Origin of the sequence: Haloarcula salinisoli (genome assembly GCF_019599405.1) — an archaeon.
In the GTDB taxonomy this organism is placed as follows: Archaea; Halobacteriota; Halobacteria; order Halobacteriales; family Haloarculaceae; genus Haloarcula; species Haloarcula salinisoli.
This window is the reverse complement of record NZ_RKLQ01000002.1, coordinates 1035538-1059580: the sequence shown is the minus strand read 5'-3', so window position 1 is coordinate 1059580 and position 24043 is coordinate 1035538. Positions and strand designations below refer to the sequence as shown.

Sequence of the window (24043 nt, the reverse complement as noted above, 5' to 3'; positions counted from 1 at the left end):
CACCGCTGCGCTTTTCCGGGCCCTCCCGCTGGTCGGTCCCGCTACTCGCGGTTCCTTCGGTCACCGCTGCGCTTTTCCGGGCCCTCCCGCTGGTCGGTCCCGCTACTCGCGGTTCCTTCGGTCACCGCTGCGCTTTTCCGGGCCCTCCCGCTGGTCGGTCCCGCTACTCGCGGTTCCTTCGGTCACCGCTCGCATTGGTCGAGAAAGCTCCCTACAGGTCGCTTCCTCGCTACTCCAGACAGATGTAGGTCCGGGTGTCCGCGACCCCGTCCAGGTCCCGGACGCGTGTCGAGACAGACTGCATCACGTCGTACACTTCCTCGCCTGTGGCCTCGGCGATGATGTCGTACTGTCCCGCGACGATGTGAGCCTCCGTGATACCCTCGGACTCCCGGACGGCGGCGAGCAGGTCCTCGGACTTGCCCGCGACCGTCTTTATCATGATGAACGCGGATGCCATACTATGGTATCACGTACCACAGTATGAAAAACGTTCGCGCGGCTGACGGCTCCGGGCGTCTGGACCACCGGTAAGTCATGCACCGGGGCGGGGTGGCCGGGCGGGGTACTTTTATTCGTCCCCGCCGCGTACTGCCCTCTATGCTATACGTTATCGTGGGTGCCGGGCGGGTCGGCCTCCGGACTGCACGGGTACTCCGGGAGAGCGGCCACGAGGTCACGCTCATCGAGCTCGACGAGAGCGCCATCGAGCGGGCGGAGGCCGCCGGCTTCGACGTCATCGCCGGTGACGGGGCGCTGGAGGAAACCCTCGAATCGGCCAACCTGGACGAGGCGGACGCCCTGGGTGCGCTGACCGGCGACCTCAACAACAACTTCGTCGCCTGCATGATAGCCAAAGAACACGGCTGTCGCACCGTCATGCGTATCGACGAGGACTACCGCGAGGAGATATACCGGCGCTACGCCTCCGACGTCGACGAAGTCATCTACCCCGAGCGGCTCGGCGCCATCGCCGCGAAGAACGCGCTGCTGGGCGGAAACATCCGCGCCATCGCCGACATCGCCCAGCACCTCCAGCTCGTCGAGTTTACAATCACCGACTCCTCACCGATGAAAGGCTACTCGCTCTCCGAACTCGAACTGCCCGCCAACACCAAGCTGATGGCCCATGGGAAAGGCGACGCACCGCTGACGACGCCCGACCTCGACCAGACGCTCGATGCCGGCGACCACCTCGTCATCCTGGCGGACTTCGACACCCTCTCTGACGTCAGAAGCATCGTCGCCGGTGAGAGCGGCCCCACCAAAGCGCTGGGAGGTGCCTGAGGATGGTCACCGCTTACGTCATGGTCAAGGCCCACACCGGCGACGCCGACCGCCTGAAACGCGAGATAGCGGCCATCGATGGCGTCGAGGAAGCCCACATCGTCGCCGGCGACGTCGACCTCATCGCCAAGGTGCGCGTCGAGACACCCGCCGCCGTCAAGGACGTGGCCGCGACCCACGTCCAGGACATCGAGGGCGTCGAGTCCACGCAGACGTACATCGCTATGGATTAGTGGACCCACTTTTTGCACCGTCGCGAGCGTCGCAAGGCGACGCTCGCTCGGGCAAAAACTTGGGGAAAATCGCGGCGTGCTCCTGTGGCACGCCTTCGGCGTGCCGTAGTCCGCGCGCCGCGGTGGAACCGGCGACTGCGTCGCCGGATGCTCTACTGCAGTATACTCCGGTTTACCTGCCCTTCCCCGGGTCTCGTCGGGCGTGGCAGTGCCACGCCACGCCGCTCCCGGCCACTGCTAACGGTTCATCTTTCTACAAGTAATTCAGCCGCTCTTTGGGCGGCCGCCGTTCCCACTACAGCGGGGTCCCGCCGCGACTCCCCTCGCTGCCGCCGGTGCTCGCGGCGCTCAGCAGGTCGGCGACGACACCGACGTAGTCGTAGCCGGGGACGATACCTTCGACGTAGGTCCCCTCGACGTACTCGACGAAGGTCTTGGCCACGTCGGCGGCCTCGCGTTCGCCGCCCAGGCTGAAGCGGTAGGTGACGACGACCTCCTCGCCGTCTTCCTCGACGGTGTAGTCGTCCAGATCGACCGCGACGCGGGTGGCCTTCGGCGCGTCTTCGAGTCGCCGTTCGAAGGTCTCGAACCAGCCGTCACGGACGGCCGGGCCGACATCGTCGGCGGTCGCGGCCTGCAGCGTCGGCGCTCGAACGGTCACCTCGTAGTCGGTTCGCCACTTCTCGCCCTCGCTCGCGGTGACGTGGCCCTCGAAACTCGTCGTCTCGACCACGTAGCCGCTGCCGCCTGGCACGAAGGTCTCGCGGGCGTCGAACACGTCTGCGACGTCGTCTGGCACGTCAGTCATTTGCCGAGGATAGCCGTCTCACCGCCAAAAGCGCGTCGTTCGTTACTTCCAGGTGACGTAGCTCAGCGCAGCGATACCGACCACTTCGAGAACCTGCAACACTGCCATCACGTCGACGGCCAGGGGCGGCATTCCCGCCGGCGCGTTGAAATAGAAGTACAGCGCGACAGCGTTCTCGGCGAGCAGGAACGTGGCGAACACGATAGAGCCAAGCGTCATCGGCGCGCGTATCTCCCGATAGGTCTGGACCCAGATGGCGATAAGCCCACCCAGCAACACGATGTTGATAGCGGCGGCGATTCGCGCGACGTCGAGAACGAGACTCATGGCGCCTCCCGAGTCCCGTCGGCGGTCCTTGCCCGTGACGTTGAGTTCATATCAGTCGTCCACCTGTGTGAGTATCTGCTCGACCGTGTCCCAGTGGTTCTGTGCCCGCTCGCTCGGGAGATAGATGACCCCGTAGCTGGCGTCGCTGCTGGTGATGACACCGTTCTCTTCGAGGACCTCCAGATGGTGCCGAATCGTGTTGTACGCCAGGTCGAGGTCTTCGGCGAGCTGGTTGGCGTTCCGCGGCTGGTCGTCCAGCGCACGGAGGACACGAGCGCGGTTCGGTCCCCCGCGTGTGCCGGCAAGCGTCTGCCAGAGGACCGTATCCATTCGGGAGTGGGTTCCCGACGACACGAAAAGAATCTACCGACATCGTGGTTCGTCGCCGGCGGTCCAGATCAAACCTGTCGCTCCCGCTCGGCGAGCGTCGACCGCTCACCGGTGGGAATACCCCGTCCGAACGCCGCTGCACCATATCTCATACTCGGGGAATGTCCGGTAAAACCATTTCGGCTAGATGCTCGCAATCAGTGTCTAGAGAGACTCTCACTCAATTTTAGGGAAATTTGGGTGAGATTCTAGTCCGAGTTGCGAAATGTATTATATAACCGACACGCCTCCAAATCAGGTGATGTCATCGGATACAAGTCGACGGAAAGTCTTGCTCGGTATCGGAACGGCAGCGACTGTCGGACTCGCCGGCTGTGGGGGCAGCGATGGTGGTGGCACCCCGACGGGAACGGGGAACATGACCGAGACGGGGACCGAGGCCGAGATGACGGAGATGGAGACCGAGGACGGCGAAACGTCGGGGACGGCGATGGTTCGCGTGTCCCACATGTCGCCCGACGCTCCGAACGTCGACGTCTACGTCGACGGGTCGGCGGTGCTCGAAGACGTCCCCTTCGGCACCACGAGCGGCTATCTGGAGGTCGGTGCCGGCGACCACGACGTCGAAATCACCGCCGCCGGACAGCCCGACACCGTGGTGTACGACGACACGATCACGGTAGCCGCCGACACGTCCTACACCATCGCCGCGGCCGGCGAGATAAGCGACGGCGCCGACGAGGCGTTCTCGCCCCTCATCCTCGAGGACGACACCAGCGACCCTGGCAGCGACACGGCTCGGCTCACGCTCGCCCACGTCTCGCCGGACGCACCCGCGGTCGACGTGACCGCCGCGGGCGAGGACACCGTCCTGTTCGATGGCGTCGCCTACAGTCAGTCGGGAAGCGTCGAGGTGCCCGCCGGCGACTACACCGTGCAAGTTCGCGGCGACACCGACAGCAACGACGGTGACGTCGTCGCCGAGTTCGACGTGAGCCTCGCCGGTGGGGAAGTGTACACAGCCTTCGCCTCGGGGTATCTCTCCCCCGACGACGAACCCGCCGACACTCCCTTCGACCTGCGCTTCGCCGAGTCGATGAGCATGGACGACACGTCCGACCCAGCGATGGTCCGTGTGGCTCATATGTCACCCGACGCACCCAACGTCGACGTCTACGTCGACGGCGACGAGGTTCTCAGCGACGTCGCATTCGGTGCCCAGAGCGGCTATCTGGAGGTCCCCGCGGGCGACCGCCAGGTGAAGATAACCGCCGCCGGCGACGAGAGCACGGTCGTCTACGACGAGGCAGTCACCGTGGCGGCGGGGACGGCCTACACCGTCGTCGCGGCCGGAGAAATCAGCGAGGGCGCCGACGAAGCGTTCGCGCCGCTCGTGCTGGAGGACGACAACAGCGCCCCGGCCGAGGGCAACGCCCGACTCCGCGTGGTTCACGTCTCGCCCGACGCCCCCAGCGTCGACGTCACAGCCAGTGACGGCGACGTCGTGCTGTTCGACAACGTCCCCTACGGCGAATCCGGCAGTACCGAAGTCGGGTCGGGCACCTACGAGGTCGAGATTCGGCCCGACAGCGACGGTAACGACGCGGACCCGGCCGCGGAGTTCCCGGACACGAGCCTCGAGGGCGGGAACGTCTACACCGCCTACGCGGCCGGCTACCTCTCGCCGGACGACGATCCCGGGTCGGAAGGGTTCGACCTGGTCGTCACGTCCAACGCCGGCGGGATGTAGGCCCCGGCCACGAATCTGACATAGTTCTTCTCGCCGCTTTCTTTCGTTCGGAATCGACGTAGCCGCCGCTCGCGGTCTGAGAGTGCGAGGGACGCGATTTGAACGCGCGGACCCCTACGGGAGCGGGTCTTAAGCCCACCGCCTTTGGCCAGGCTCGGCTACCCTCGCGCGTCTCACCCTGCACACTGCGAGGGAAAACGGGTTTCGGTTACTGTTCGCCCAAACGTGGCGGCTCGAATGCCGACAGTATCACCAGTCGACAGAGAGGCTGCCGTCACCGGCCGGGTCGGGGGCGATTTCCTCGTTGGTTCGTCGGTCGACGATATGGATGACACCACGGTCTTTCTTCGCCGGGCAGATCTCGGCCGCCTCGACGTTGTGGTCGAGCTCGTCCTCCCCGAAGAAGTAGGCGTTCGGCTGGGCGATACCGGTGTCCAGGTCAAGCGACCAGTTGGTCGAGACCTCGGCGCACTTGCCCGCGCCGAAGCACTTGTTGGCCTCGAAGATGATCTTGTAGGGCTTGTCCTCGACCGGCGGCGCGTTCTGCTCCCCGAACTCGCTTGGGTCGACGGGTTCGTCGGCCTCTGTCATGGGTATCCGTAGAGAGCGGACGCTCTTTCCGCTGTCGGTTCCCGCAGCATCTTACTCGACGATGTCCACGGTGTCACCCACGCTGAGGGTCTCCCCGCGGTCGGCCTCGGGGACACGGGCGATGACCATCAGCGAGTAGAAGTGGTCGAAGGCGTCCCGGTCGGCCCACTCGGGGAACGTCTCTCGGCGGTTCCTGAGGAACTGCTCGCGGAACTCGGGGGTCGGCTCGCCGGTGTCGGGGTCCCGTGAGGGAACGACACAGCGCCCACAGGGGGTGACCCCCTCGATGCGAACGTCGCCGGCCCGGAACGCCGGGGCGTCCGCACCGACGAAGCGGTCCTCCCAGAACGCCGGGACGCCGCCGACCTCGATATTGGCGCGCATTCGCCGTCGGACGCTGTCGACGGTCAGCTCGTCGAACCAGTCGGCGACAGTCGAAAGCGTCGCCGTACTGATGACCGACGGCCCCATCGACGGGCGGTCGACGTGTCCACGCTCGGGCTGCCGGTCGAATGTCAGGTCGCCGTCCAGCCCGAGCGCGTCGGTGAGCCACGTCGCCGCCTCGGCCCGGCCGCCCTCGCTGTCGAGGGGAAACTCGCGGCCCTCGGGCGCCCCGACACACAGCGTCGTCGTCTCAGGGTCGTAGCTCGTCTCCAGCGTGTGAAACCGGTCGGACTGCTTCGCGTTGACGCGCTCGCCGTCGGCGTCGAGCAACGCGAACTCCCGGTCGTGCTCGAGCGTCCCGCCCGCGCGCACCCGCGAGCGATCGACGTCGAGCGAGTCCAGTCCCTTCACCGGATAGACGGTCAGTCGGTCGATGTGTGGCACTGGTCGGGGTGAGGACCGCCGTCGCAAAATGAGTTACCACCGAAGCAACTATCGGTGAACGTCGACGGATTCGAGCAGAATCTCCGAGGTGGGTGCGTCGTTCGGGTCCGTCTCCGTCGCACCGATTGCCTCGACGACGTCCATGCCGTCGGTGACCTTGCCGAAGACCGCGTGCTTGCCGTTGAGGTGGTGCGTGGCGCCCAGCGTGATGAAGAACTGCGAGCCGTTGGTGTCGGGGCCGCGGTTGGCCATGCTGAGGATGCCGGCCTCGTCGTGGGTCAGGTCGTCGTCGAACTCGTCCTCGAAGGTGTAGCCCGGGCCGCCGCGACCGGTGCCGGTCGGGTCACCCATCTGGATCATGAAGTCGTCGATGACGCGATGAATCTCGATGTCGTTGTACAGTGGGTCGATTCGCTTCTCGCCCGACTCCGGGTCCTCCCAGGCACCGGTGCCCGGGCCGACCTCCGCGGCGTCGTAATCGTCGGCGCCCTCGGCCAGCCCGACGAAGTTCTCGACGGTGTTCGGGACTCTGTCATCGTACAGTTCCACTTCGATGTCGCCCTCTGTCGTGTGGAGCGTCGCTGTCAGGTCGCTCATGTCCATGGGGACGACACCACAGGGGAAAAACTTGCCCACTGGAGCCGAAGGTTCTTGTAGGGGGCCGGGGCCACGGCCGCTATGACCTGACCAGCGACCGCGGGGCGGGTCGCGATAGTCCGACACGTCGCCTCGCGAGCGGTGTGAGGGTGACCAAGGGGAACCCTCGACGTGGAACAGCGGGAGTGTCGGCTGTTCGCCCTACGCAAGGTGCTCAAGTAGCAACTCAGTCACCCGTTCGGGCGCGTCGAACTGCACCCAGTGGCTCGCGTCGGGGAGCCGCTCGACCTGGATATCGGGGACCCACTCCTGGAGACCTTCGGTGAGGGACACGTCCAGCGCCGCGTCCTGTTCGCCCCAGACGAGCAGCGTCGGCGCCCGGACCGGCAGGTCGCCGACGCCGCCCTGGGTCAGCGTCAGCTTCGCGTTCCGTCTGGCGAGTGCCCGGTAGTAGTTGAGCGCAGCCGTCCGGGCTCCTGGCTGTGCGAACGCTTCCTTGTAGCGCTCGAGGTCCGTCTCGGAGAAGGCCCCGTCCCGAACCGTGCCCTCGCCGAGCATCCGCTCTATGGCCTCGAACTCCCGCGCACCGAGGACCCACTCCGGCAGCTCGGGGAGCTGGAAGAAGCCGACGTACCAGGACTTGCCGAGCTGGGCCGGGTTCGAGCGCAGCGTTCGCTCGTACTTCGTCGGATGGGGCGCGTTCAGCACCGCCAGCCGGTCGACGACGCCGGGCCGGTCGATGGCGGTCTGCCAGGCCACGAGGCCGCCCCAGTCGTGGCCGACGACGTGGGCCGATTCCCGGTCGAACGCGTGGACCAGCCCCACCACGTCGCTCACTAGCTCGTCGATGTGGTAGGCGCCGACGCCAGCGGGCTTCTCGGAGCGGTTGTAGCCGCGCATATCCGGCGCGACGACGCGGTAGCCCGCCTCGGCCAGCGCCGGAATCTGGTGGCGCCAGGCGTACCAGAACTCGGGGAAGCCATGCAAAAGTACGACCAGGTCGCCGTCCTCGGGGCCCGCGGTGACGACGTGGAGCCGAACGCCGTTGGTCTCGACGGTGTCGTGTGTCCACGGGTCGTCCGCAGCGGCCGGGACCGTCCAGTCGTCGGCAGTCGTAGTCATCACTCGTCGTTCGGGCCGAGCGGAAAAGTGGATTCCGCCAGTTCAGAACGCCCGGAGCGCCTCGAGTGCGTCGGCCGCGCTGCCGTCGTCGATGGCCTCGCGTGCCTGTTCGAGTCCGTCCGCGATACTGTCGGCGTCTTCGCGGGCGTAGATTCGCAGGGCGGCGTTGAGCGCGACGGCGTCGGCGAAGCCGTCTGTGCGCTCGCCGGTCAGGACCGCTTCGGTAATCGCGGCCGACTCGCCGGCGACGTCCTCGACGGCGAGGGCGTCGCTGGTCACGTCCATCCCGTATTCGCTCGTGCGAATCTCGAAGTCGGCGATCTCCTCGTCGTCCGACTCGCTGCCCTCGACGGGCCACTCGGCGACGACGGTCTCGCCGGGGCGGACGTCGTCGTACCCTTCCATCCCCTGGAAGAACAGCGCCCGCTCGAGGCTGGTCGTCTCGGACTCGGTGAGCGTGCGGACCATCTTCTTCGCGAACGGAAGGTGGTAGAAGCTGCCCAGATGGACGCTGGCGCCGGCGGGGTTCGCAAGCGTCTCGACGGTGTTGACGAAGCAGCGCACGCCCATGTTGTCACGTCGGTCGAACAGCGCGTCGATACCGGGGTTGAACGCGGGCTGATAATAGAAGCCAAAGCCAACGTCGTCGACCATGTCGGCGCTCTCGGCGGGGTCGAGTTCGGTTCGGACGCCGAGTTCGTCGAGCACGTGCTTGTAGGCGTCCTGCTTCTGTGTGGGGACGCGGTCGCCGGAGTGGACGACGGCGGGGGTCCCGGCGGCAGCGGCCACGAGCCCGGCGGCCACACCAAGGATGGCCGAGCGGCCCTTGCCGTCGTAGTTCGCCCCGCAGTCGACGGGGTCGGCGTCGGGCTCGGCCGTGACGACCGACTCCTCGGCCATCACGTCGACGTAGGCGCCCAGCTCCTCGGGCGTGTTGCGCTTCCAGCGGTTGGCCAGCCAGAACGCGCCGAGTGTCGTCTGGTCCGGTTCGCCGTCGAGGATGCGCTGGAACGCCTCGCGGGCCTGCTCGCGGGTCATATCGTCGGCCGATTTGTGGCCGGAACCGACGACCTCGGTCATCAGCCGTTTCAGCGGCCAGTCACCGTACTCGCGGGTCGCTTGTGCCATGGGCCGCCGTTAGGCGGCGAGTTTGAAAGCCCCTCCGTTTCGTTCTCATATTGCGGGAACACCGTTCGCTCCCGAAAACGATACACCCGTCCACTCCTAAGCCGACCCAATGAGTCTCCGGGCGGGTGACTGGCGGGAGCGTATCGACGACGTCGACGCCGCACTCATCGACGGATTTCAGAGCGACTTCCCGGTTCGCGAACGCCCATTCGACGCGCTGGGCGAACAGCTTGGTATCCCGGCCGCGGAGGCGCTCGAACGCGTCGAGCGCCTCCGCGATGACGGTATCTTCCGGCGCTTTGGCGCCGTATTGAACCCGCCGGTCATCGGCTCTTCAACGCTGGCCGCAGTGTCGGCCCCCGAGGACCGCTTCGACGAGGTCGCCGCCGTCATCAACGACTACCGGCAGGTGAACCACAACTACGCCCGCGACCACGAGTGGAATATGTGGTTCGTCGTCACCGCCGGCTCCCGCGAGAAACGCGACGAGATTCTCGCCGACATCGAGGCCCGTACCGGGTGTCCGGTGCTCGTTCTCCCGATGCTGACCGACTACTACATCGACCTGGAGTTTCCGGTCGTCAACAGCGATCGGTTCGCGCGAGAATCCATCGAGGGGACCGACGCCAGCGCCACCCGTATCAGCGAGGACGCCGCCGCGAACCTCTCGGCGCTCGACCGCCGGCTCCTGCTGGAGATACAGGAAGGGTTCCCGCTCTCGGCGACGCCCTACCGGGATATCGCCGACGCCATCGATGCCGACGTGGGCGACGTGCTCGCGGCCATCGAGCGCTTGCGTGAGGCCGGCTGTATCAAGCGTATCGGCTGTGTCGTCAATCACATCACGACCGGCTTCGACAACAACTGCATGGTCGTCTGGGACGTCCCAGACGACCAGCTCGACGAACTGGGCGAGCGCGTCGGTGAGCTCCCATACGTCACGCTGTGTTACCACCGCCCGCGCCGCCCCGAACAGGACTGGGAGTACAACCTGTTTACGATGATTCACGGCCGGGACGCCGACGCCGTCGACGAGAAGATAGACGAGCTCTCGACGACGTATCTCCCCGTCGACCACGACCGGCTCTACTCGACCGCCACGCTGAAACAGACGGGCGCACGCTACGACGATATCGTCGGGGAGTAGCGGGACGGACTCGACGGCTACAGACCGGGTATTTTCACGCTCTGTAAACTGCCACAACCCTTTTGGTGTCTTTGTGCATCCTCTAAGTCGAGACAATGTCAGAAGCTGGGGGGGCTCGCATACTCATCGTCGACGACGACGTCGACGTCGCGGACACGTACGCATCACAACTCGAGGAGACGTACGACGTCGAGACGGTCTACAGCGGGCCGGCGGCGCTGGACGCGCTGTCTCCGTCGGTCGACATCGTGTTACTGGACCGGCGGATGCCCAAGCTCTCGGGGTCTGAAGTGCTGGAGGCCATCCGCGAGCGCGGGTTGGAGACGCGTGTCGCGATGGTGACCGGCGAGGAAGCCGACTTCGACATCATCGAGATGCCCTTCGACGACTACGTCCAGAAACCGGTCACCGAGGGGGCGCTGCTTGGGACAGTGTCCCACCTCGTCCGGTGTCTGACCTACGACGAACAGCTCAGAGAGTACTACGCGCTGACGGCGAAACGGGCTGCCCTCATCCAGAGCAAGACCCTCGAAGAACTGGCCGATAGCGAGCGGTTCAGCGAGCTGGAAGCGGATATCGAGACGGCGGAAGCGGCACTTTCAGACCTGGTGGCCGACTTCGACCCGACCGACTTCGACAGGGCGTTCCGGGATATCGACAGGCCGGACCCCCCGACCGCGGACTGAATCGTCTGTTTTTCCGTCGGCCAGCACTACCATGGGCCGGTGGCACCCGTCTGTTCGCGTCCTGTAGGTTCCGAAAGCAATAACCGAGTCTCGTCCTAAGCGAGGCCAATGAGTCAGCAACTCCCGGACGTGCAGGCGTCGAGTCCGGACGTGACGGTCGGTCTCAACCGCGTCGGTGTCACCGGTGTCGAGAAGCTCGTCAAACTGGGCCGGCGCGACCGGGACCCGATCGTTCTCATGGCCGAGTTCGAGGTGTTCGTCGACCTCCCCTCCTGGCGGAAGGGCGCGGATATGTCCCGAAACATGGAAGTCATCGACGAGACGCTGGAGACGGCGGTCTCGGAAGAGGCCTACCGCGTCGAGGACGTCTGTGGCGACGCCGCCGAACTCCTCCTGGAGAAACACGATTACACCACGAAGGCAGAGGTTCGGATGGAAGCCGACTACGTCACCCACGAGCTGACACCCGAAAGCGAGATGGCCACCCAGTCGACGGCGACAATCATCGCCTCGGCGACGGCCACCGACGAGGGCACCAGCGAGGAGATCGGTGCCCAGGTCACCGGGATGACCGTCTGCCCCTGTTCGCAGGGGATGTCCGCCGCTCGCGCCCGGGAAACCCTCCAGAGCATGGCCGTCGAGGACGAGGTCATCGACGAGTTCCTCCAGAAGATGCCCCAGGCCGGCCACTCACAGCGTGGCCACGCCACGCTCACCGTCGAGAGCGACGGCGCCCCGGAGGTCGACCTGAACGAACTCATCGAGGTCGCCCGTGACTCGATGAGCGCGCGCATCTACAACCTCGCGAAACGGCCCGACGAGGACCACATGACCTTCGAGGCCCACAAGGACGCGAAGTTCGTCGAGGACTGCGTGCGAGCGCTGGCCGAGGGCGTCGTCGAGCGGTTCCCTGACCTCCCGGACGATGCCATCGTCTACATGGAGCAGTCCAACGACGAATCCATCCACCAGCACAACGCTCACGCAGAGCGCATCGCGAAGCTGGAAGACCTGCGGAGCGAAGTGTCCGAAGAACAGCCCAACGACGACTGATTCTCAGGGCGGTCCGACGGGCGTGGCCTCGGCCCAGTGTTCGGCGAAGGCCTCGCTGACGTCGGCAGTGAACTCGGGGTCTTTCAGGTCGACGACGCCGAAGGTCTCGTCCCGACCCAGCGGGTGTGGAACTTCGATACAGACCTCGGTGTCGTCGATGAGTTCGAACGTCGTCGAGACGTCTTCGCTGTAGCGAGCGCTGTAGTTATCGTACGCCGAGAGCCGCTCGTAGTAGGCGCGGTTGGCGCCCTCGGGGAGCCGCTCGAAGAGGTCGCGTTGGACCAGCAGGGAGACGTCGACGCCGCGTTCGAGGGCGGCGATCAGCTTCTCCACGACCACCTCGGTCGCTTCGACGATGTCCAGCTGCCGAGCGGGCGGCGAGCCGACGATAACGATTCGGTCCTCGGCAGCGGCCAGCCGCTCCAGCAGGAGGTTCAGGGTCTCCTCGGGCCCGACGGCGGCGGTCCAGAACGGCTCGTCGACGTGGTCGCCGGCCTCCAGCTGGTCGCCCAGTTCGGAGACGATGTCCTCGTACTGCTGGGCTTTCGCCTCGAGTTCCTCCTTCTTGTCGTCGAGCAGCCGGTCCAGCGCCGTCTCGGGCTCGACGGCGACGTACTTTTTCGGCCGGCTCGCCGTCTGGCTGCGCACCAGCCGGTAGGTCTCTAAACTGTTGAGCACGTCGTAGATGCGTCCCATCGGAACGTCGCTGGCCCGGGAGAGCTCCTTTGCCGTCGTCGGTCCGGTATCCAGCAGCGACCGGAACGCACGAGCTTCGTACTCGGAGAGGCCCAGGTCTCGCAGACTTGCCATACCTGCGTCTCTCGGCGGACGAACAAAACTATTTGGCTGTTTACTGTTTCATAGAGTTCGGTGTAGATTATCTCCGGGTAGCGCCGACCTGGGGGTCGGCGTGTCTCGGCAAATCACGACAGCGTTCCCTATCACGCGCCGCCGGTCAGCGCCGCGTCGAGTTCTGCGGGGGTCTCGCCCTCGGCCGTGACGGTCTCGCCCTCGTGGCGACGGGCGACGCCGTCGCCGTCCGGGTCGGGCACCACCGTGGTCTCGTGGTCGGCCAGGCGAAGTGCGGCCCGGTGGAGGTCTGTGCCCGCTTCGGTGCCGACGACAAGTCGCTGGGGGTCCTGCAGGCGGGCGGCGACGCTGGCGTAGCCGGCCACTTCGACGCCCATCCGCTCGGCGGCGCCGGCGAAGGACTCGATGGCGTCACGAGCGACCTCGCGGTACCGGTCCTCACCGGTGAGCGCGGCGATGTCCACCAGAGCGTCGGCCAGTTCCACCGTCGAGTCAAGCGGGTGGAGCGAGCGGCCACAGAGCCCCGCGCCCTCGTCGGGGCCGTCGCGGAACGCGCCACTTTCCTGCTGGCGGTGGTCGACGCCCCAGTCGGCGACGGCCTCGGCGGGCCCGCCCTCGCCCAGCACCTGCCAGCTCGTCGTCAGTCCCTGCAGGAGACCTGCCTGGTCGATGAGCAGCCCGCGGTGGCTGTCGGCGGCGTCGTCGTGAATCACCGCGCCGTCCTCGTCGACGAGCTGGGTGCAGACGTACTCACGCGCGCGCTCTGCCTTGCGCTTTGCCCGCTCGTCGTCGGTGTACGCGTGGGCCCACAGCAGCCCGTCTATCGCGAGACCGTTCCGGTCGGCAAAGACAGTCGTATCGACGTGCGGTGGGTCGGCGTCCTCCCGGTCGCTCGGGCTGGCCTGGTAGTAGTCGTCGTCACCGGCCTGACTGCCGGCGAAGGCGTCGCCGGTCCACAGCTCCGTCGTCAGATACTCGACGGTCCGCATGGCCGTGTCCCGGTAGGCCTCGGTGCCGGTGTAGCGGTAGCCGTGGGCGAACGCTCGGACCAGCGCCGCGTTCTCGTCCAGCAGTTTCTCCCGGCGCGGGTTCGACCAGTCCCGTCCCGTCGCGTAGCGGTAGAACCCACCGTCGTAGGTGTCCAGCAGGTGTGTCTGGACGGCTTCGAGCGTTCGAGTGGCCTGGTCGCGAGCGCGCACCAGTGCGAACTCGATGGTCCGGGCCAGCGGGAACTTCACGTCCGAGCCCCAGCCCCCGTACTCCTCGTCGAAGGCCCCCAGCAGCTGTTCGACCATGTGCTCCTCGATGCGCGGGCGCAGTTCACCCGCCGGCGGCGCCTCGTCCTGGAGCTGGCGCGGCACGGAGCCGGCGGCGGTCCCCTTCGCGTCCCAGGCTTCGCGTACCGAGTCGAGGATACCCCGGAATCCCTCTGGGCCGAGGAACGTCGACCCGCTGATGACCTCGCCCTCGGGCGTCAGGAACACCGTCGACGGGAACCCACCCATGGTGTACCGCTCGCGCACGAGGGGGTTCCGGTCGGCGTCGACCCGAACCGGCACGAATCCGTCGTTGATGTTGGCCGCGATGCGTGGCTCGCCGAAGACGCCCCGGTCCATCGCCCGACACTCCGGGCTCCAGGGCACCGTCAGCGAGAGCAGGAGTGGCTTGTTGGTCCCGGCGGCCCGCTCGAACGCCTCGGGCCCCCACTCGCGCCACTCCACTTTCGTCTCCGCTGCGAACTCGTCCATACCGGCTGTCGGTGATGGGCACACATAGGGGCTGTTACTCCGACCAAATGTGCGACTAGAAGGAAGTGGGGGTGTCTGTCGACTGGTGGTGTCAGTTACTATCGGCAACGCTGGTGTCTACAGCCAGAAAGCCCCGAACCGTTCGACTCGGGGGCCTCGTTGCGCTCCTCGCCTCCCGCTGGTCGGCGCCGGTGCTTACGTCGTCCGCCTTCGTCGAACGGTTCGCCCCTTTCAGTCCACCCCTAGCCAGTTGCCCAGCCAGCATGGGTGGGACTGAAAGGGGCCGGCCGCTGGGCGTTCGAGACGACCTAAGGACCGCAAGGAGCGAAGCTCCTGAGGACCGCAGCGAGTCGCAGTAGCCCAGCGGCCGGGGGCTTTCTGGCTGTGAGCATCCGCTCTGTCACACTGTACTGTAGTAACCACGTTTGCTAGGACGAAAGACCGAACTGTGCGCCCTCCTAACCCCGAACAATGGCAACACAGCAGGTGGACCATCCGGGGCCGGTCACGCCCGGGGACGACCCACCGCGGCCGGGTCGCATCCCCGTCGTCGACAACACCCTCTCGATGCTGCGGGACCCGCTCGCGTTCTACGACCGCGTGGGGGCGATGGACGCCGACGTTGTCGGCTACAACGTCGCGGGGACGACTGGCTACTTCGTCACCCATCCGGACCTCGTCGAGCAGATACTCGTCACCGACGAGGGCAGTTACGAGAAGGGCGCCTTGCTCCAGCAGACGCTCGGGGAGTACATCGGCGAGGGGCTCTTTCTGCTGGAGGGCGAGGAGTGGAAGGAACAGCGCACTGCGCTCCAGCCGGCGTTCTATCGGGAGAAAATCGCCGCCTACGGCGAGACGATGACTGGCTTCGCCGCCGCGACCGGTGACGGATGGTCGGACGGCGAGCGCTTCGACGTCCTGCCGGAGATGCGCGAGTACACCCTGCGGGTGCTCGGAAAGACGCTGCTGGACGTGGATATCGACCGCACCGCCGGAGCCCTGGAGCCGCTTCTGTCGGCGCTCCGGGAGCGGCTGGACCCCCGCTCGCTGTCGGCTTACGTCCCGCTCGCGGTGCCGACGCCGACGAACCGCCGCGTGCGAACGGCCAGAGCGAACTTCGAGGCGACGCTCGACGACATCATCGCCGAGCGCCAGGCCGAGAGCGCCGCCGAGCGCGAGGCCCGTGACGACGTCCTCTCCCTGCTCCTGTCGCTGGACGAGGCGACGATGACCCGGGAACGGCTGGGCCACCAGCTGCTGACCTTCCTCGTGGCGGGCCACGACACGACGGCGCTGACGCTCACCTACGCCTGGTTCCTGCTTGGCCACCACCCCGAGCGCCAGCAGAAGCTCCACGACGAACTCGACTCGGTGCTGGGCGGCGCGGACCCGACGCCGGAAGACCTCTTCGAACTGCCCTACCTCGACGACGTGCTGACCGAGACGCTGCGGCTGTATCCGCCCGCCTTCACCACCTTCCGCCAGCCCACCGAGCCGGTGACGCTGGGCGGCTACGACGTGTCGCCCGAGGCCCAGCTGACGATTCCCCAGTGGCTCGTCCACCGCGACGAGCGGTGGTTCGACGACCCCGACGCCTTCCGCCCCGAGCGCTGGACCGACGAGTTCGAGGCCCAACTCCCTGACTACGCCTACTACCCCTTCGGCGGCGGCCCACGGCACTGCATCGGGATGCGCTTTGCCCGGATGGAAGCGAAACTCGCCATCGCCACCCTGGCCCAGCGCTACCGCTTCGAGACCGTCACGGAGCCGCCCCTGAACCTGGCGATGCGCATCACGCTCTCGCCGACCGAGCCCGTGGACGTTCGGGTGCACGAGCGGTAGCGGCGGTGGGCTCCGAGATGTCTCCCGCTGGTCGACATCTCGCTGCTCGCGGGTCACTCCGTTCCCCGCTCGCTTGTCGAGCCCTCCCACTGGTCGGGCTCGCATTCCAAAAGCGTTTGACCCAGGCCCTGCAATCGGGGGTATGCTCCGGGCAATCGCCCTGTTGTTGCTCATTCCGCTGTTCGACGCGGTGTTGCTCGTCGCGCTCGCGACGGGCGTCGTCTATCCGGTCCACCCGCTGGTCATCGTCGCGTTAGTCGTTCTGACCGCCCTCGTCGGGATGTTACTCGTCCGGGCAGAGGGTCGGGCCACGCTCCAGAAGATACAGCAGAAGCTCGCGACCGGCGAGGTGCCGACAAACGAGCTCATCGACGGTGGGCTGCTGGTCGCCGCCGGCGCGTTCTTCCTCACGCCCGGGCTCGTGACCGACTTCGTCGGCCTGCTACTCGCCCTGCCGCCGACCCGCTACCCCATCCGCGCCGCGGTGCGCCGGTGGGTCGTCCGCCCCTACATCGACGCCAAGACCGGCGGCTTCGCCTCCGGCCAGGTGTACATCGGCGGCTTCCCCAACGAGGAAGGCGCTGCCGGGCCGGGCGCTACCGGGCCGGGGCCGGACGCGTCCGGCGATTCGGGGAGCGGCTTCGACCCCGACAACGCGACCGACGTGGACTTCGAGGAATCGGAAGACAAGTGAGCCCTGTGGCGGTTTGACACCGCGGTGGTGAAACGTCACCCTTTTCTATACCCCTCGGGAATACTCAGATGCGCTCACCTGGGCCAATAGCTCAATCAGGTTGAGCGCTCGGCTGATAACCGGGAGGCTCTCGGTTCAAATCCGAGTTGGCCCACTCCAACCGACGGCTCTGCCGTCATTGGGGTCAAAACTCCCCAGCCATTTCATCTTCGGTCCGAACTGTTCTGAGCGGTGGGTCTGTCCGGTATGTGAGCCGAGTCCGACCAGACACCGGACCTGTGCCGATGGTGTCCGATACCGCCGTAATCGGACCGGAGAGCAAGTAAACCACTTACAGAGAGATTCTCCGTTAGTCACAAGCTATTTACAGACATCCCCGAATTCTCCGGTGATATGATAGAAGCCGCGCTCCGCTACCAGACACAGGGCGAAGACTGGCTCAAACGGGTCGCAATCGGCGGTGGGGCGATGTTGCTGGCCTTTTTCGTTTTCATCCCGATATTCACGGTGTACGGCTACGTACTGGAGGTTATGCGGCAGGTCCTGCGGGGCGACACCGACACCCCGCCGGAGTGGGGCGACTACGACATCGTCCAGCTCAGCGTCAACGGCGCGAAGGGCTTTGCCATCCTGTTCGTCTACGGGCTCGTAATCGGGGCCGTGACGCTCCTGCCGACCGGCGTGTTGTTGTTGCTGGCGGCAGTGCTACGGAGCGCCATCCTCTCGGCGATAGGGGGAGTCATCGGCGGTGTTCTGTACCTCGTCGGAGCCATCGCTATCGCGGTCGTCGCGCCGATTATGATCTGTAACTTCCTGGTCAAAGACGACCTGAGCGCGGGCTTCGACATCGACGTGCTACGGACGTTCGTCACCAACCGGACCATGCTGCGGGCCGTGGGGCTGGCAATACTGGTCAACTTCGCGGTCGGCATCGTCAGTGGTGTGCTGGGACTGACCATCATCGGCGCGCCGGTAGGGTTCGTCGTGTCCTTTGTCGGGCTCTCGGCGGTCGCGTACATCTGGGCGAACGGCTTCGCCGACGCGTACCGGGAGATACACGGCGAACTGCCGGAGATTCCGGACGGGCCGACCAAGATGGGCGCCGACGCGGACGCCGGGGCCACGGCGACGGAAGCGGACGCCGATACGACGCCCAGTACGCCCGACGACACCGTCGACAGCGGTACCGAAGCGAGCGACACGGACGACGATGTCAGCGGCCCGGACCCGACCGACGGGAATCGGTGGGACTGACCGGCACCAGGCGTTTTCACAGTCGAGTATCGCGTCTCTGTCTGTCGGCCCGCACAGTCGCTAGTTTCCCCCGCCCGAGCGCCGTCAAAAGTCGAAGCGCGTAAGACACCACCGGGTATGCTAGCAACCATGACCTCCGACGCCGACGAGCCACACGAGAACGCCGAGCAAGACGTCATCGCAGTCGACGCCGACGACAACCCACAGGGTCTCGTCAACCGGCTCGACGCCCACACTGGCGACGGTATCCGCCACCGGGCCTTTACCGCCTTGCTGTTCGACGGGGATGGGAACGTGTTGCTGGCCCAGCGCGCGGCCGACAAGCGCCTCTGGGACACCCACTGGGACGGCACCGTCGCCTCCCACCCCGTCGAGGGCCAGACGCAGGTCGAGGCGACCGAACAGCGCCTCGAAGAAGAGCTGGGCGTCACGCCCGACCAGTACGAGGATCTCCGGGTGACCGACCGGTTCGAGTACAAGCGTTACTACGAGAACGCGGGCCTGGAGTGGGAGGTCTGTGCGGTCCTGCAGGCGACGCTGACCGACACGACGCTCGACCCGAACCCCGAGGAGGTCGACGGCCTCATGTGGGTGCCCTACGACCGCCTGGACGAGCATCCCGAATACTACCGACAGCTTCGCCTCTGTCCGTGGTTCGAGATCGCGATGCGTCGCGACGAAGAGCGGTAGCTCACGAAGCCGGTGAATCGTCCGTCGGCGACTCGTCCGCGTTCTGCCTGTCAGTCTGCCTGTCCGCAGTCGGCGGCCGCGCCGCCGCCGGCAGCTCTATCTCGACGGTCGTCCCGGGGCCGTCGACAAAGGAGAGCGTGCCGCCGACGTTGCGAACGACCCACTTCACGAGCCAGAGCCCGACGCCGGAGCCGTGCTGGAGCGGCGTCTCCTCGCCGGCCAGGATGACGGCCCGCTCGTGGTCGGCGATGCCGGGGCCGTCGTCGCTGACCCGGACGACGACGTTGTCGTCCCCGACGGTGACGTCGATATCGACGCTCACCGCGGGCGCGACGTGTTGCACAGCGTCCTGCCGAGCCTGCGAGGCAGGGTTCGTGGAACTGTGTTCCACGGCATTGTCCAGCAGTTCTTCGAACGCGAGCGTCAGCGCCGGAGACCCGTCGACCCAGCACGCCTCGGGACAGGAGAGTCCGATGTCGGCCCCGGGGTAGCGCTCCCGAGCGTCCGCGACGACCGTCTCCAGGAGCTCCGGCAGCCGAACCGGTCTGGCGCGCTCACTCTCGAGGGCCTCGGAGACACGGCCGATCTTGTTGCTCCGGTCGACGATGCTGTCGACGGTCCGGACGATGCGGTCGATGCGGTCCCGTTCGGCCGGGTCGACGCTGTCGGTCAGCAGGTCGGCGTTGCCGCGGACGACGTTCATCTCGTTGCGGATGTTGTGTCTGAGCAGGCGATTGAGCACGTCGATGCGCTGCTCGCGCTGGCGGCGGTTCGTCACGTCCCGGAGACTGATGAGATGGCCCGAGACGACGCCGTAGGAGCGATACAGTGGCGTGATTCGGACGTCGTAGTACCGGACCGCTCCGTCGCGCTCCAGCCGGGTCTCGGTCTGGGCGCGTTTGCCAGCGTCGGGGACAGTCTCGGCCAAGTCGGGCAGTTCGCTGGCCAGCTCCCGTCCCGAGAGCTCCGCGGGACCCGCCGAGAAAAAGACCGTGGCAGCGGCGTTGACGTCGACGATGCGGCCCGAGCCGTCGACGATGACGACCGCGTCGTCCATCTCGGCGAACACCGCCTCCCGGCCCAGGTCGCGGGTGACGGGGGCGACGTCCAACAGCTGGCCCCGCAACAGGGCCCCCGAGAGTACGACCCCCGAGACGACGTAGCCCAGACTGGTCGGGTCGAAGGACGCGTGCACCAGGTCAAAGGCGTGGATGGAGTGGCCGACCGTCGGGACGGTGATGGCGACCAGCAGCGCGAGCACCTGGCCCTGAAAGCGGTCGGTGGTTCGCAGCATCGTCCGGATGAGCAGGACCCCGCCCGCCAGTATCAACACGAGCATATACGCCAGATGGCCCCAGCGGGCCAGCCCCCAGACGGGGACCAGCGTGCTCGTTTCGGCGGTCGTGGCGACCGTGACGCTCTGGAAGACGAGCCGATGGGTACCGTTCGACCACACCAGCGTGACGAAGACGGCGGGCTCTATCAGCAGTAGCGCGACCCGCTTGCGAGTGAGCCAGTCCGGGTGGCCCGTGTACTCGAGCACCGTCACGAGCCACGCGACAGGGACCACGACCGAGAGCGTGAGCTGCATCTGGACCAGCCGTTCCATCAGTACGACACCGGGTGCTGCGAGTTCGAGCCCGTGCGCGACGGCCCAGAGGCTGGCCGAGATAACGAAAGCGGCCAGGGGGCCGGCACCCGGCCGGTCGCGGTGGAGCCAGACCAGTCCGGCCACGCCCATCCCGACCACGGCGGCCAGCAGAACCACCGCGAGGGGCGTGGAGACCATTTGGTACGGAGGTGGGTAGACGCCCGTATAAACGTTCGCGGCCGAGTATCGACTCCGATACTACGACTGACGCGAGCGCAGCGCCGACCACACCGCGATGGCCCCCAGCAAGAACGCCGGGACGAGCGGCAGGGCCAGATAGGCGGCCCGAAGCGTCAGCCCGAACGACCGGACGACACCCTGAGCGGCCGGCAGGACCAGGATGGCGGTGGGGATGACCAGAAATCCGAGGATAATCATCCCCACGAGCACCCATCCCTCACGACCGAACTCCTCGCTGGTATCGGCCTGGCGTGGTGGTTCGCCGCTGGGACGGTGGACGTAGCCGTCGTCGTCGGGCGCGTCGTTACCCATCGGATGCACCTGCCTGCGCGACCGAGTGCCAGAGCGAGCGAATCGTGGTCCCCTCAGGTCGGACTCGTCGGGCGAGACGCCGGTCCCTGACAGCGGCCTGAACAGCCTGCATAGCTCACCGTCGGGTCAGCGACTGCAAAACACTGGCGGTCGGCCGGTCACACCTCGGCCGATGGCTCCGGTCGGTTGATCTCGAGGGAGCTAACACGATGGTCGTACGCCTGTTCGTGCGCTGTGCGCTCCACAGATGCGTGCGTGGCCGACCCGTAGAGCCCCTCGAACGGGCACTTGTGACACACCACGTGGTGCACCCCTTCCATATGTAATGTGTTTGTATTTTCTTATATAAATTTTCCTCACGGTATTCTACAAATATATCGGCGATATCCGAAAGCTACGCGCGGGACAACCATTTAGCGGGCCCCGGCCTTTGGGCCGATATGGTCGATTTTCAGTCCCGCGACACGCGCCGTGGCCCTACCATCGACGACGAGTCGGAGTCCGAGTCGGCGGACAGCGAATCGTCGAGCGAGGACGACGCTACCGGGACGGCCGACGATACGGGGGACACAGCGGCAGGGAACAGTACGGAGGTTGACGGGGAGGCGGCGACCTCGGCGGACCCACTGGCCGGGGAGACCGCCACGGAGGACCCCGAAACAGCCGAGAGCGATCCCCTGGCCGAGGACCACGGGTCGGCGGCAGAGCAAGCCGCAGAGGACCACGGGTCGGCGGCCCCTACCGACGGCAACACCGAGGCAGCAGTCAGGGCCGAGGACACCGACCAGACGACGCCAGCGGCCCAGACAGCCGGGACGACCACGCCGAGCCGTGCGGTCGACGTGGCCGTGGTGACGGTGTCGGGCGACCGGGCCGCGCTCGAAGACAGCATCACGGGGGCGTTCGAAGCGGCCGGACACACGGTCGTGCGCCGCGAGCGCCTCCAGGGTGGCTACGACGCTATCCAGCAGATGGTCGACACCCTGGTCGACCGGGACGCCGTCGACGTCGTCGTCACCGTCGGCGGCGTCGGGTTGACGGCCGACGACATGGCCATCGAGGCGGTCCACCCGCTCCTGGAGAAGGCGCTGCCGGGCTTTGGCGAGGCGTTTCGCGCCCGCCTGGCCGACCACATCGGCACCGGCATCGTCGGCGTCCGGTCGACGGCCGGCATCAGCGACGGAACGCTCGTCTTCTGTCTGCCGGGCGACGCCGAAGCGGCCGAGCTGGCGGTCGGAGAGATTCTGGCCACCGAAGCACCGGTACTGGTCGACCAGCTCGACCAGTGAGCGATGCGAATCTGAACGCCGTCGTCCGCGGCACAGCCGACGTCGCCGTCGGCGCGGGCGGCACGATTATCGAGCGATAGGCTCCTGTTGGCATCGCCGTTATCCCGCTGGCGGCAGTAGTTCCGGTATGGAAACCATCGAGGTCCAGGGCACCTCGGTCCCCGCGCTCGGCCTGGGTACCTGGCAGCTGACAGGTCCGACGTGTACCGAGACGGTCGAGACGGCCCTGGAACTGGGGTATCGCCACGTCGACACGGCACAGGCCTACGGCAACGAGCGCCAGGTCGGCCTGGGCATCGAGGCCGCCGACGTCGACCGCGACGACGTGTTTCTGGTGACGAAACTCGACGGCTCGAACCGGGACGCCACGTCGGTTCGGCAATCGACCCGCGAGAGCCTGAACAAGCTCGGGACCGACACCCTCGATTGCCTGCTCATCCACTGGCCGAACACGCCGTGGATGGCACCCCTCGAAGAGACCCTCGACGCGATGAACGACCTCGTCGACGACGGCGTGGTCGAACACATCGGCGTCAGCAACTTCTCGCCCGCGCGCCTCGACCGGGCCCGAGAGCTCTCGGATGCGCCTGTCCTCACCGACCAGGTCCAGTACCACCCCTACTGGGACCAGCGCAAGCTGCTCGACTACTGTCGCATCCACGACGTCCTGCTGACGGCCTACAGCCCGCTTTCCCGCGGGGGAGTCCTTTCCGACCCCGCCCTGGTCACTATCGGCAACCGCTATGGCAAATCCCCCGCACAGGTCGCGCTGCGCTGGCTCGTCCAGCAAGAGGGGGTCGCCGCTATACCCAAGGCCTCTAGCCGTGAGCATCTGGAAGCGAACATGGCTATCTTCGACTTCGAGCTGACCGACGACGAGCTGGCGTGGATTCGCGACCCGTCGAAGACCAAGACCGGCATGCAGTTCGTCCGGTCGCAGCTCCCTTTCTGAGCGGCGTGGGCCGGCTTTCGAGCGAATTTTCCGCCCCGGGACCGAAGGTCAGGTATGGTCACCCCGCTCGCCAACGACGTCTGGTGGTACGACCTCTCGGGAACCAACGCTTTCCTCGTCGACGACGACACCCTGACGCTGGTCGACGCCGGAATGGGCTTTCACGCCAGCGAGCTCATCGGCGGGCTCCGTGCGGCGGGCTTCGAACTGCGTGACCTCGACCGAATCTTGCTGACACACTTCGATATGGACCACGTCGGCGGACTGGGGGCGTTCGACGGTACCGAGGTGACAATCCACGTCGGCGCGGCTGACGCGCCGCTGGTGACCGGCGAGCGAAAGCCGCCGCTGTCGAATCACAAGGGACTCATCCAGCGACTCGGCGGGCCGCTCGTCTCGGCCCCGGACAACCCCGTCGAACCCGTCGAAGACGGCGACACCGTCGGCACGTTCACCGTCTACGAGACGCCGGGGCACACCCCGGGCCACGTCTGTTATGTGAGCGAATCGCTGTCGACGGCGTTTCTGGGCGACCTCGTCCGGGAGTCCGGCGGGCGGCTGGAACCGTCACCCTGGGTCGTCAGCTACGACACCGCGGCCGTCGAACGGAGCCTCCGCTCGCTGGTCGAGCGCGCGCCCGCCTTCGAGGTGGCCGCGATGGGCCACGGCGTCCCGTTCAAACGGGAGGGGAGCCGGCGGCTGGCGGACGTGGTGACGACGCTGTGAAAAGGTGG

At 66.5% G+C, this 24043-nt stretch carries 27 protein-coding genes and 2 tRNA genes; 14 read left to right on the top strand and 15 right to left on the bottom strand.

From position 1 onward, the window contains the following. Positions 1 to 229: 229 nt before the first annotated feature. A complete protein-coding gene (locus EGD98_RS14655) occupies positions 230 to 460 on the bottom strand; it encodes an Lrp/AsnC family transcriptional regulator (protein WP_220589105.1) in 231 nt (76 codons plus the stop codon). A 140-nt stretch (positions 461 to 600) separates the two neighbouring features. Between EGD98_RS14655 and EGD98_RS14650 the strand changes: the two genes are divergently transcribed. Both EGD98_RS14650 and EGD98_RS14645 read left to right on the top strand, forming a co-directional pair. Next, positions 601 to 1287, top strand: a complete 687-nt coding sequence (locus EGD98_RS14650; protein WP_220589104.1) for a potassium channel family protein — start codon at positions 601 to 603, stop codon at positions 1285 to 1287. Between the two features lie 2 nt (positions 1288 to 1289). Continuing rightward, on the top strand, positions 1290 to 1520 hold the full coding sequence (locus tag EGD98_RS14645; RefSeq protein WP_220589103.1) for an Lrp/AsnC family transcriptional regulator: 231 nt from the start codon (positions 1290 to 1292) through the stop codon (positions 1518 to 1520). Positions 1521 to 1815: 295 nt separating this feature from the next. Here the strand turns inward: EGD98_RS14645 and EGD98_RS14640 are convergent, their stop codons facing one another. Genes EGD98_RS14640 through EGD98_RS14630 form a run of 3 tightly spaced genes read right to left on the bottom strand, consistent with a single transcriptional unit; the run spans position 1816 to position 2985 of the window. Continuing rightward, positions 1816 to 2328, bottom strand: coding sequence for a DUF5813 family protein (locus EGD98_RS14640; protein ID WP_220589102.1), 513 nt, complete (start codon positions 2326 to 2328; stop codon positions 1816 to 1818). A 42-nt stretch (positions 2329 to 2370) separates the two neighbouring features. Beyond that, positions 2371 to 2655: a DUF8036 family membrane protein gene (locus tag EGD98_RS14635; RefSeq protein ID WP_220589101.1), complete on the bottom strand. Its 285-nt coding sequence runs from the start codon at positions 2653 to 2655 to the stop codon at positions 2371 to 2373. 51 nt (positions 2656 to 2706) lie between these two features. Beyond that, complete coding sequence (locus EGD98_RS14630) at positions 2707 to 2985, bottom strand: winged helix-turn-helix domain-containing protein (RefSeq protein WP_220589100.1); 279 nt, start codon at positions 2983 to 2985, stop codon at positions 2707 to 2709. 301 nt (positions 2986 to 3286) lie between these two features. Between EGD98_RS14630 and EGD98_RS14625 the strand changes: the two genes are divergently transcribed. Further along, positions 3287 to 4735: a DUF4397 domain-containing protein gene (locus EGD98_RS14625; protein ID WP_220589099.1), complete on the top strand. Its 1449-nt coding sequence runs from the start codon at positions 3287 to 3289 to the stop codon at positions 4733 to 4735. An 83-nt stretch (positions 4736 to 4818) separates the two neighbouring features. On the opposite strand, the gene EGD98_RS14620 is transcribed toward EGD98_RS14625, so the two are convergent. From EGD98_RS14620 to EGD98_RS14595, 6 genes are all read right to left on the bottom strand, one after another. After that, positions 4819 to 4903, bottom strand: a tRNA-Leu gene (locus EGD98_RS14620). An 81-nt stretch (positions 4904 to 4984) separates the two neighbouring features. Continuing rightward, entirely contained in the window at positions 4985 to 5326 is a 342-nt protein-coding gene (locus EGD98_RS14615; protein ID WP_220589098.1) for a ferredoxin, read from the bottom strand. A gap of 51 nt (positions 5327 to 5377) precedes the next feature. Then, positions 5378 to 6154: an MOSC domain-containing protein gene (locus tag EGD98_RS14610; RefSeq protein WP_220589097.1), complete on the bottom strand. Its 777-nt coding sequence runs from the start codon at positions 6152 to 6154 to the stop codon at positions 5378 to 5380. 48 nt (positions 6155 to 6202) lie between these two features. After that, positions 6203 to 6751: a peptidylprolyl isomerase gene (locus EGD98_RS14605; protein ID WP_220589096.1), complete on the bottom strand. Its 549-nt coding sequence runs from the start codon at positions 6749 to 6751 to the stop codon at positions 6203 to 6205. 201 nt (positions 6752 to 6952) lie between these two features. After that, positions 6953 to 7873 (bottom strand): alpha/beta fold hydrolase, encoded by a 921-nt coding sequence (locus tag EGD98_RS14600; RefSeq protein ID WP_220589095.1) that lies wholly within the window; start codon positions 7871 to 7873, stop codon positions 6953 to 6955. Positions 7874 to 7915: 42 nt separating this feature from the next. After that, on the bottom strand, positions 7916 to 9001 hold the full coding sequence (locus tag EGD98_RS14595; RefSeq protein WP_220589094.1) for an anthranilate phosphoribosyltransferase: 1086 nt from the start codon (positions 8999 to 9001) through the stop codon (positions 7916 to 7918). 109 nt (positions 9002 to 9110) lie between these two features. Between EGD98_RS14595 and ahbB the strand changes: the two genes are divergently transcribed. The 3 genes from ahbB to mptA all read left to right on the top strand — a co-directional run bounded on the left by ahbB (position 9111) and on the right by mptA (position 11887). Then, entirely contained in the window at positions 9111 to 10148 is a 1038-nt protein-coding gene (gene ahbB, locus EGD98_RS14590) for a siroheme decarboxylase subunit beta (protein ID WP_220589093.1), read from the top strand. 95 nt (positions 10149 to 10243) lie between these two features. Further along, positions 10244 to 10834 (top strand): response regulator, encoded by a 591-nt coding sequence (locus EGD98_RS14585; RefSeq protein ID WP_220589092.1) that lies wholly within the window; start codon positions 10244 to 10246, stop codon positions 10832 to 10834. 108 nt (positions 10835 to 10942) lie between these two features. Next, positions 10943 to 11887 (top strand): GTP cyclohydrolase MptA, encoded by a 945-nt coding sequence (mptA, locus tag EGD98_RS14580; protein ID WP_220589091.1) that lies wholly within the window; start codon positions 10943 to 10945, stop codon positions 11885 to 11887. 3 nt (positions 11888 to 11890) lie between these two features. Here mptA and EGD98_RS14575 read toward each other — a convergent pair whose 3' ends face one another. Then, complete coding sequence (locus EGD98_RS14575; protein ID WP_220589090.1) at positions 11891 to 12697, bottom strand: TrmB family transcriptional regulator; 807 nt, start codon at positions 12695 to 12697, stop codon at positions 11891 to 11893. A 131-nt stretch (positions 12698 to 12828) separates the two neighbouring features. After that, positions 12829 to 14445 carry a DUF255 domain-containing protein gene (locus EGD98_RS14570; RefSeq protein ID WP_220589089.1) on the bottom strand — a complete coding sequence of 539 codons (1617 nt, stop codon included), beginning with the start codon at positions 14443 to 14445 and terminating at the stop codon, positions 12829 to 12831. A 471-nt stretch (positions 14446 to 14916) separates the two neighbouring features. Here EGD98_RS14570 and EGD98_RS14565 point away from each other — a divergent pair, with 471 nt between their 5' ends. From EGD98_RS14565 to EGD98_RS14545, 5 genes are all read left to right on the top strand, one after another. Next, on the top strand, positions 14917 to 16287 hold the full coding sequence (locus tag EGD98_RS14565) for a cytochrome P450 (RefSeq protein WP_220589088.1): 1371 nt from the start codon (positions 14917 to 14919) through the stop codon (positions 16285 to 16287). Between the two features lie 142 nt (positions 16288 to 16429). Beyond that, positions 16430 to 16981: an FxsA family protein gene (locus EGD98_RS14560; protein WP_220589087.1), complete on the top strand. Its 552-nt coding sequence runs from the start codon at positions 16430 to 16432 to the stop codon at positions 16979 to 16981. 80 nt (positions 16982 to 17061) lie between these two features. After that, positions 17062 to 17135, top strand: a tRNA-Ile gene (locus EGD98_RS14555). Between the two features lie 239 nt (positions 17136 to 17374). Next, on the top strand, positions 17375 to 18235 hold the full coding sequence (locus EGD98_RS14550) for a DUF4013 domain-containing protein (RefSeq protein ID WP_220589086.1): 861 nt from the start codon (positions 17375 to 17377) through the stop codon (positions 18233 to 18235). 129 nt (positions 18236 to 18364) lie between these two features. Further along, positions 18365 to 18925, top strand: coding sequence for an NUDIX hydrolase (locus EGD98_RS14545; protein ID WP_220589085.1), 561 nt, complete (start codon positions 18365 to 18367; stop codon positions 18923 to 18925). Between the two features lies 1 nt (position 18926). On the opposite strand, the gene EGD98_RS14540 is transcribed toward EGD98_RS14545, so the two are convergent. From EGD98_RS14540 to EGD98_RS14530, 3 genes are all read right to left on the bottom strand, one after another. Further along, positions 18927 to 20714 (bottom strand): histidine kinase N-terminal 7TM domain-containing protein, encoded by a 1788-nt coding sequence (locus EGD98_RS14540; RefSeq protein WP_220589084.1) that lies wholly within the window; start codon positions 20712 to 20714, stop codon positions 18927 to 18929. A gap of 60 nt (positions 20715 to 20774) precedes the next feature. Further along, positions 20775 to 21068 carry a DUF7977 family protein gene (locus EGD98_RS14535; protein ID WP_220589083.1) on the bottom strand — a complete coding sequence of 98 codons (294 nt, stop codon included), beginning with the start codon at positions 21066 to 21068 and terminating at the stop codon, positions 20775 to 20777. 158 nt (positions 21069 to 21226) lie between these two features. Then, entirely contained in the window at positions 21227 to 21388 is a 162-nt protein-coding gene (locus tag EGD98_RS14530; RefSeq protein ID WP_220589082.1) for a hypothetical protein, read from the bottom strand. Between the two features lie 120 nt (positions 21389 to 21508). On the opposite strand from EGD98_RS14530, the gene EGD98_RS14525 reads away from it, so the two are divergent. From EGD98_RS14525 to EGD98_RS14515, 3 genes are all read left to right on the top strand, one after another. Further along, a complete protein-coding gene (locus EGD98_RS14525; protein WP_220589081.1) occupies positions 21509 to 22357 on the top strand; it encodes a molybdopterin-binding protein in 849 nt (282 codons plus the stop codon). A 127-nt stretch (positions 22358 to 22484) separates the two neighbouring features. Continuing rightward, the gene (locus EGD98_RS14520; protein ID WP_220589080.1) at positions 22485 to 23309 is read left to right on the top strand and encodes an aldo/keto reductase; all 825 of its coding nucleotides are present in this window, start codon (positions 22485 to 22487) and stop codon (positions 23307 to 23309) included. A gap of 54 nt (positions 23310 to 23363) precedes the next feature. Continuing rightward, positions 23364 to 24035, top strand: a complete 672-nt coding sequence (locus tag EGD98_RS14515) for an MBL fold metallo-hydrolase (RefSeq protein ID WP_220589079.1) — start codon at positions 23364 to 23366, stop codon at positions 24033 to 24035. The last annotated feature ends 8 nt before the right edge of the window (positions 24036 to 24043 follow it).

Coding starts and splice junctions, on each gene's coding strand:
- EGD98_RS14655 (WP_220589105.1), bottom strand. CDS start 460: ATGGCATCCGCGTTCATCATGATAAAGACGGTCGCGGGCAAGTCCGAG.
- EGD98_RS14650 (WP_220589104.1), top strand. CDS start 601: ATGCTATACGTTATCGTGGGTGCCGGGCGGGTCGGCCTCCGGACTGCA.
- EGD98_RS14645 (WP_220589103.1), top strand. CDS start 1,290: ATGGTCACCGCTTACGTCATGGTCAAGGCCCACACCGGCGACGCCGAC.
- EGD98_RS14640 (WP_220589102.1), bottom strand. CDS start 2,328: ATGACTGACGTGCCAGACGACGTCGCAGACGTGTTCGACGCCCGCGAG.
- EGD98_RS14635 (WP_220589101.1), bottom strand. CDS start 2,655: ATGAGTCTCGTTCTCGACGTCGCGCGAATCGCCGCCGCTATCAACATC.
- EGD98_RS14630 (WP_220589100.1), bottom strand. CDS start 2,985: ATGGATACGGTCCTCTGGCAGACGCTTGCCGGCACACGCGGGGGACCG.
- EGD98_RS14625 (WP_220589099.1), top strand. CDS start 3,287: ATGTCATCGGATACAAGTCGACGGAAAGTCTTGCTCGGTATCGGAACG.
- EGD98_RS14615 (WP_220589098.1), bottom strand. CDS start 5,326: ATGACAGAGGCCGACGAACCCGTCGACCCAAGCGAGTTCGGGGAGCAG.
- EGD98_RS14605 (WP_220589096.1), bottom strand. CDS start 6,751: ATGAGCGACCTGACAGCGACGCTCCACACGACAGAGGGCGACATCGAA.
- EGD98_RS14600 (WP_220589095.1), bottom strand. CDS start 7,873: ATGACTACGACTGCCGACGACTGGACGGTCCCGGCCGCTGCGGACGAC.
- EGD98_RS14595 (WP_220589094.1), bottom strand. CDS start 9,001: ATGGCACAAGCGACCCGCGAGTACGGTGACTGGCCGCTGAAACGGCTG.
- ahbB (WP_220589093.1), top strand. CDS start 9,111: ATGAGTCTCCGGGCGGGTGACTGGCGGGAGCGTATCGACGACGTCGAC.
- EGD98_RS14585 (WP_220589092.1), top strand. CDS start 10,244: ATGTCAGAAGCTGGGGGGGCTCGCATACTCATCGTCGACGACGACGTC.
- mptA (WP_220589091.1), top strand. CDS start 10,943: ATGAGTCAGCAACTCCCGGACGTGCAGGCGTCGAGTCCGGACGTGACG.
- EGD98_RS14575 (WP_220589090.1), bottom strand. CDS start 12,697: ATGGCAAGTCTGCGAGACCTGGGCCTCTCCGAGTACGAAGCTCGTGCG.
- EGD98_RS14570 (WP_220589089.1), bottom strand. CDS start 14,445: ATGGACGAGTTCGCAGCGGAGACGAAAGTGGAGTGGCGCGAGTGGGGG.
- EGD98_RS14565 (WP_220589088.1), top strand. CDS start 14,917: ATGGCAACACAGCAGGTGGACCATCCGGGGCCGGTCACGCCCGGGGAC.
- EGD98_RS14560 (WP_220589087.1), top strand. CDS start 16,430: ATGCTCCGGGCAATCGCCCTGTTGTTGCTCATTCCGCTGTTCGACGCG.
- EGD98_RS14550 (WP_220589086.1), top strand. CDS start 17,375: ATGATAGAAGCCGCGCTCCGCTACCAGACACAGGGCGAAGACTGGCTC.
- EGD98_RS14545 (WP_220589085.1), top strand. CDS start 18,365: ATGACCTCCGACGCCGACGAGCCACACGAGAACGCCGAGCAAGACGTC.
- EGD98_RS14540 (WP_220589084.1), bottom strand. CDS start 20,714: ATGGTCTCCACGCCCCTCGCGGTGGTTCTGCTGGCCGCCGTGGTCGGG.
- EGD98_RS14535 (WP_220589083.1), bottom strand. CDS start 21,068: ATGGGTAACGACGCGCCCGACGACGACGGCTACGTCCACCGTCCCAGC.
- EGD98_RS14530 (WP_220589082.1), bottom strand. CDS start 21,388: ATGGAAGGGGTGCACCACGTGGTGTGTCACAAGTGCCCGTTCGAGGGG.
- EGD98_RS14525 (WP_220589081.1), top strand. CDS start 21,509: ATGGTCGATTTTCAGTCCCGCGACACGCGCCGTGGCCCTACCATCGAC.
- EGD98_RS14520 (WP_220589080.1), top strand. CDS start 22,485: ATGGAAACCATCGAGGTCCAGGGCACCTCGGTCCCCGCGCTCGGCCTG.
- EGD98_RS14515 (WP_220589079.1), top strand. CDS start 23,364: ATGGTCACCCCGCTCGCCAACGACGTCTGGTGGTACGACCTCTCGGGA.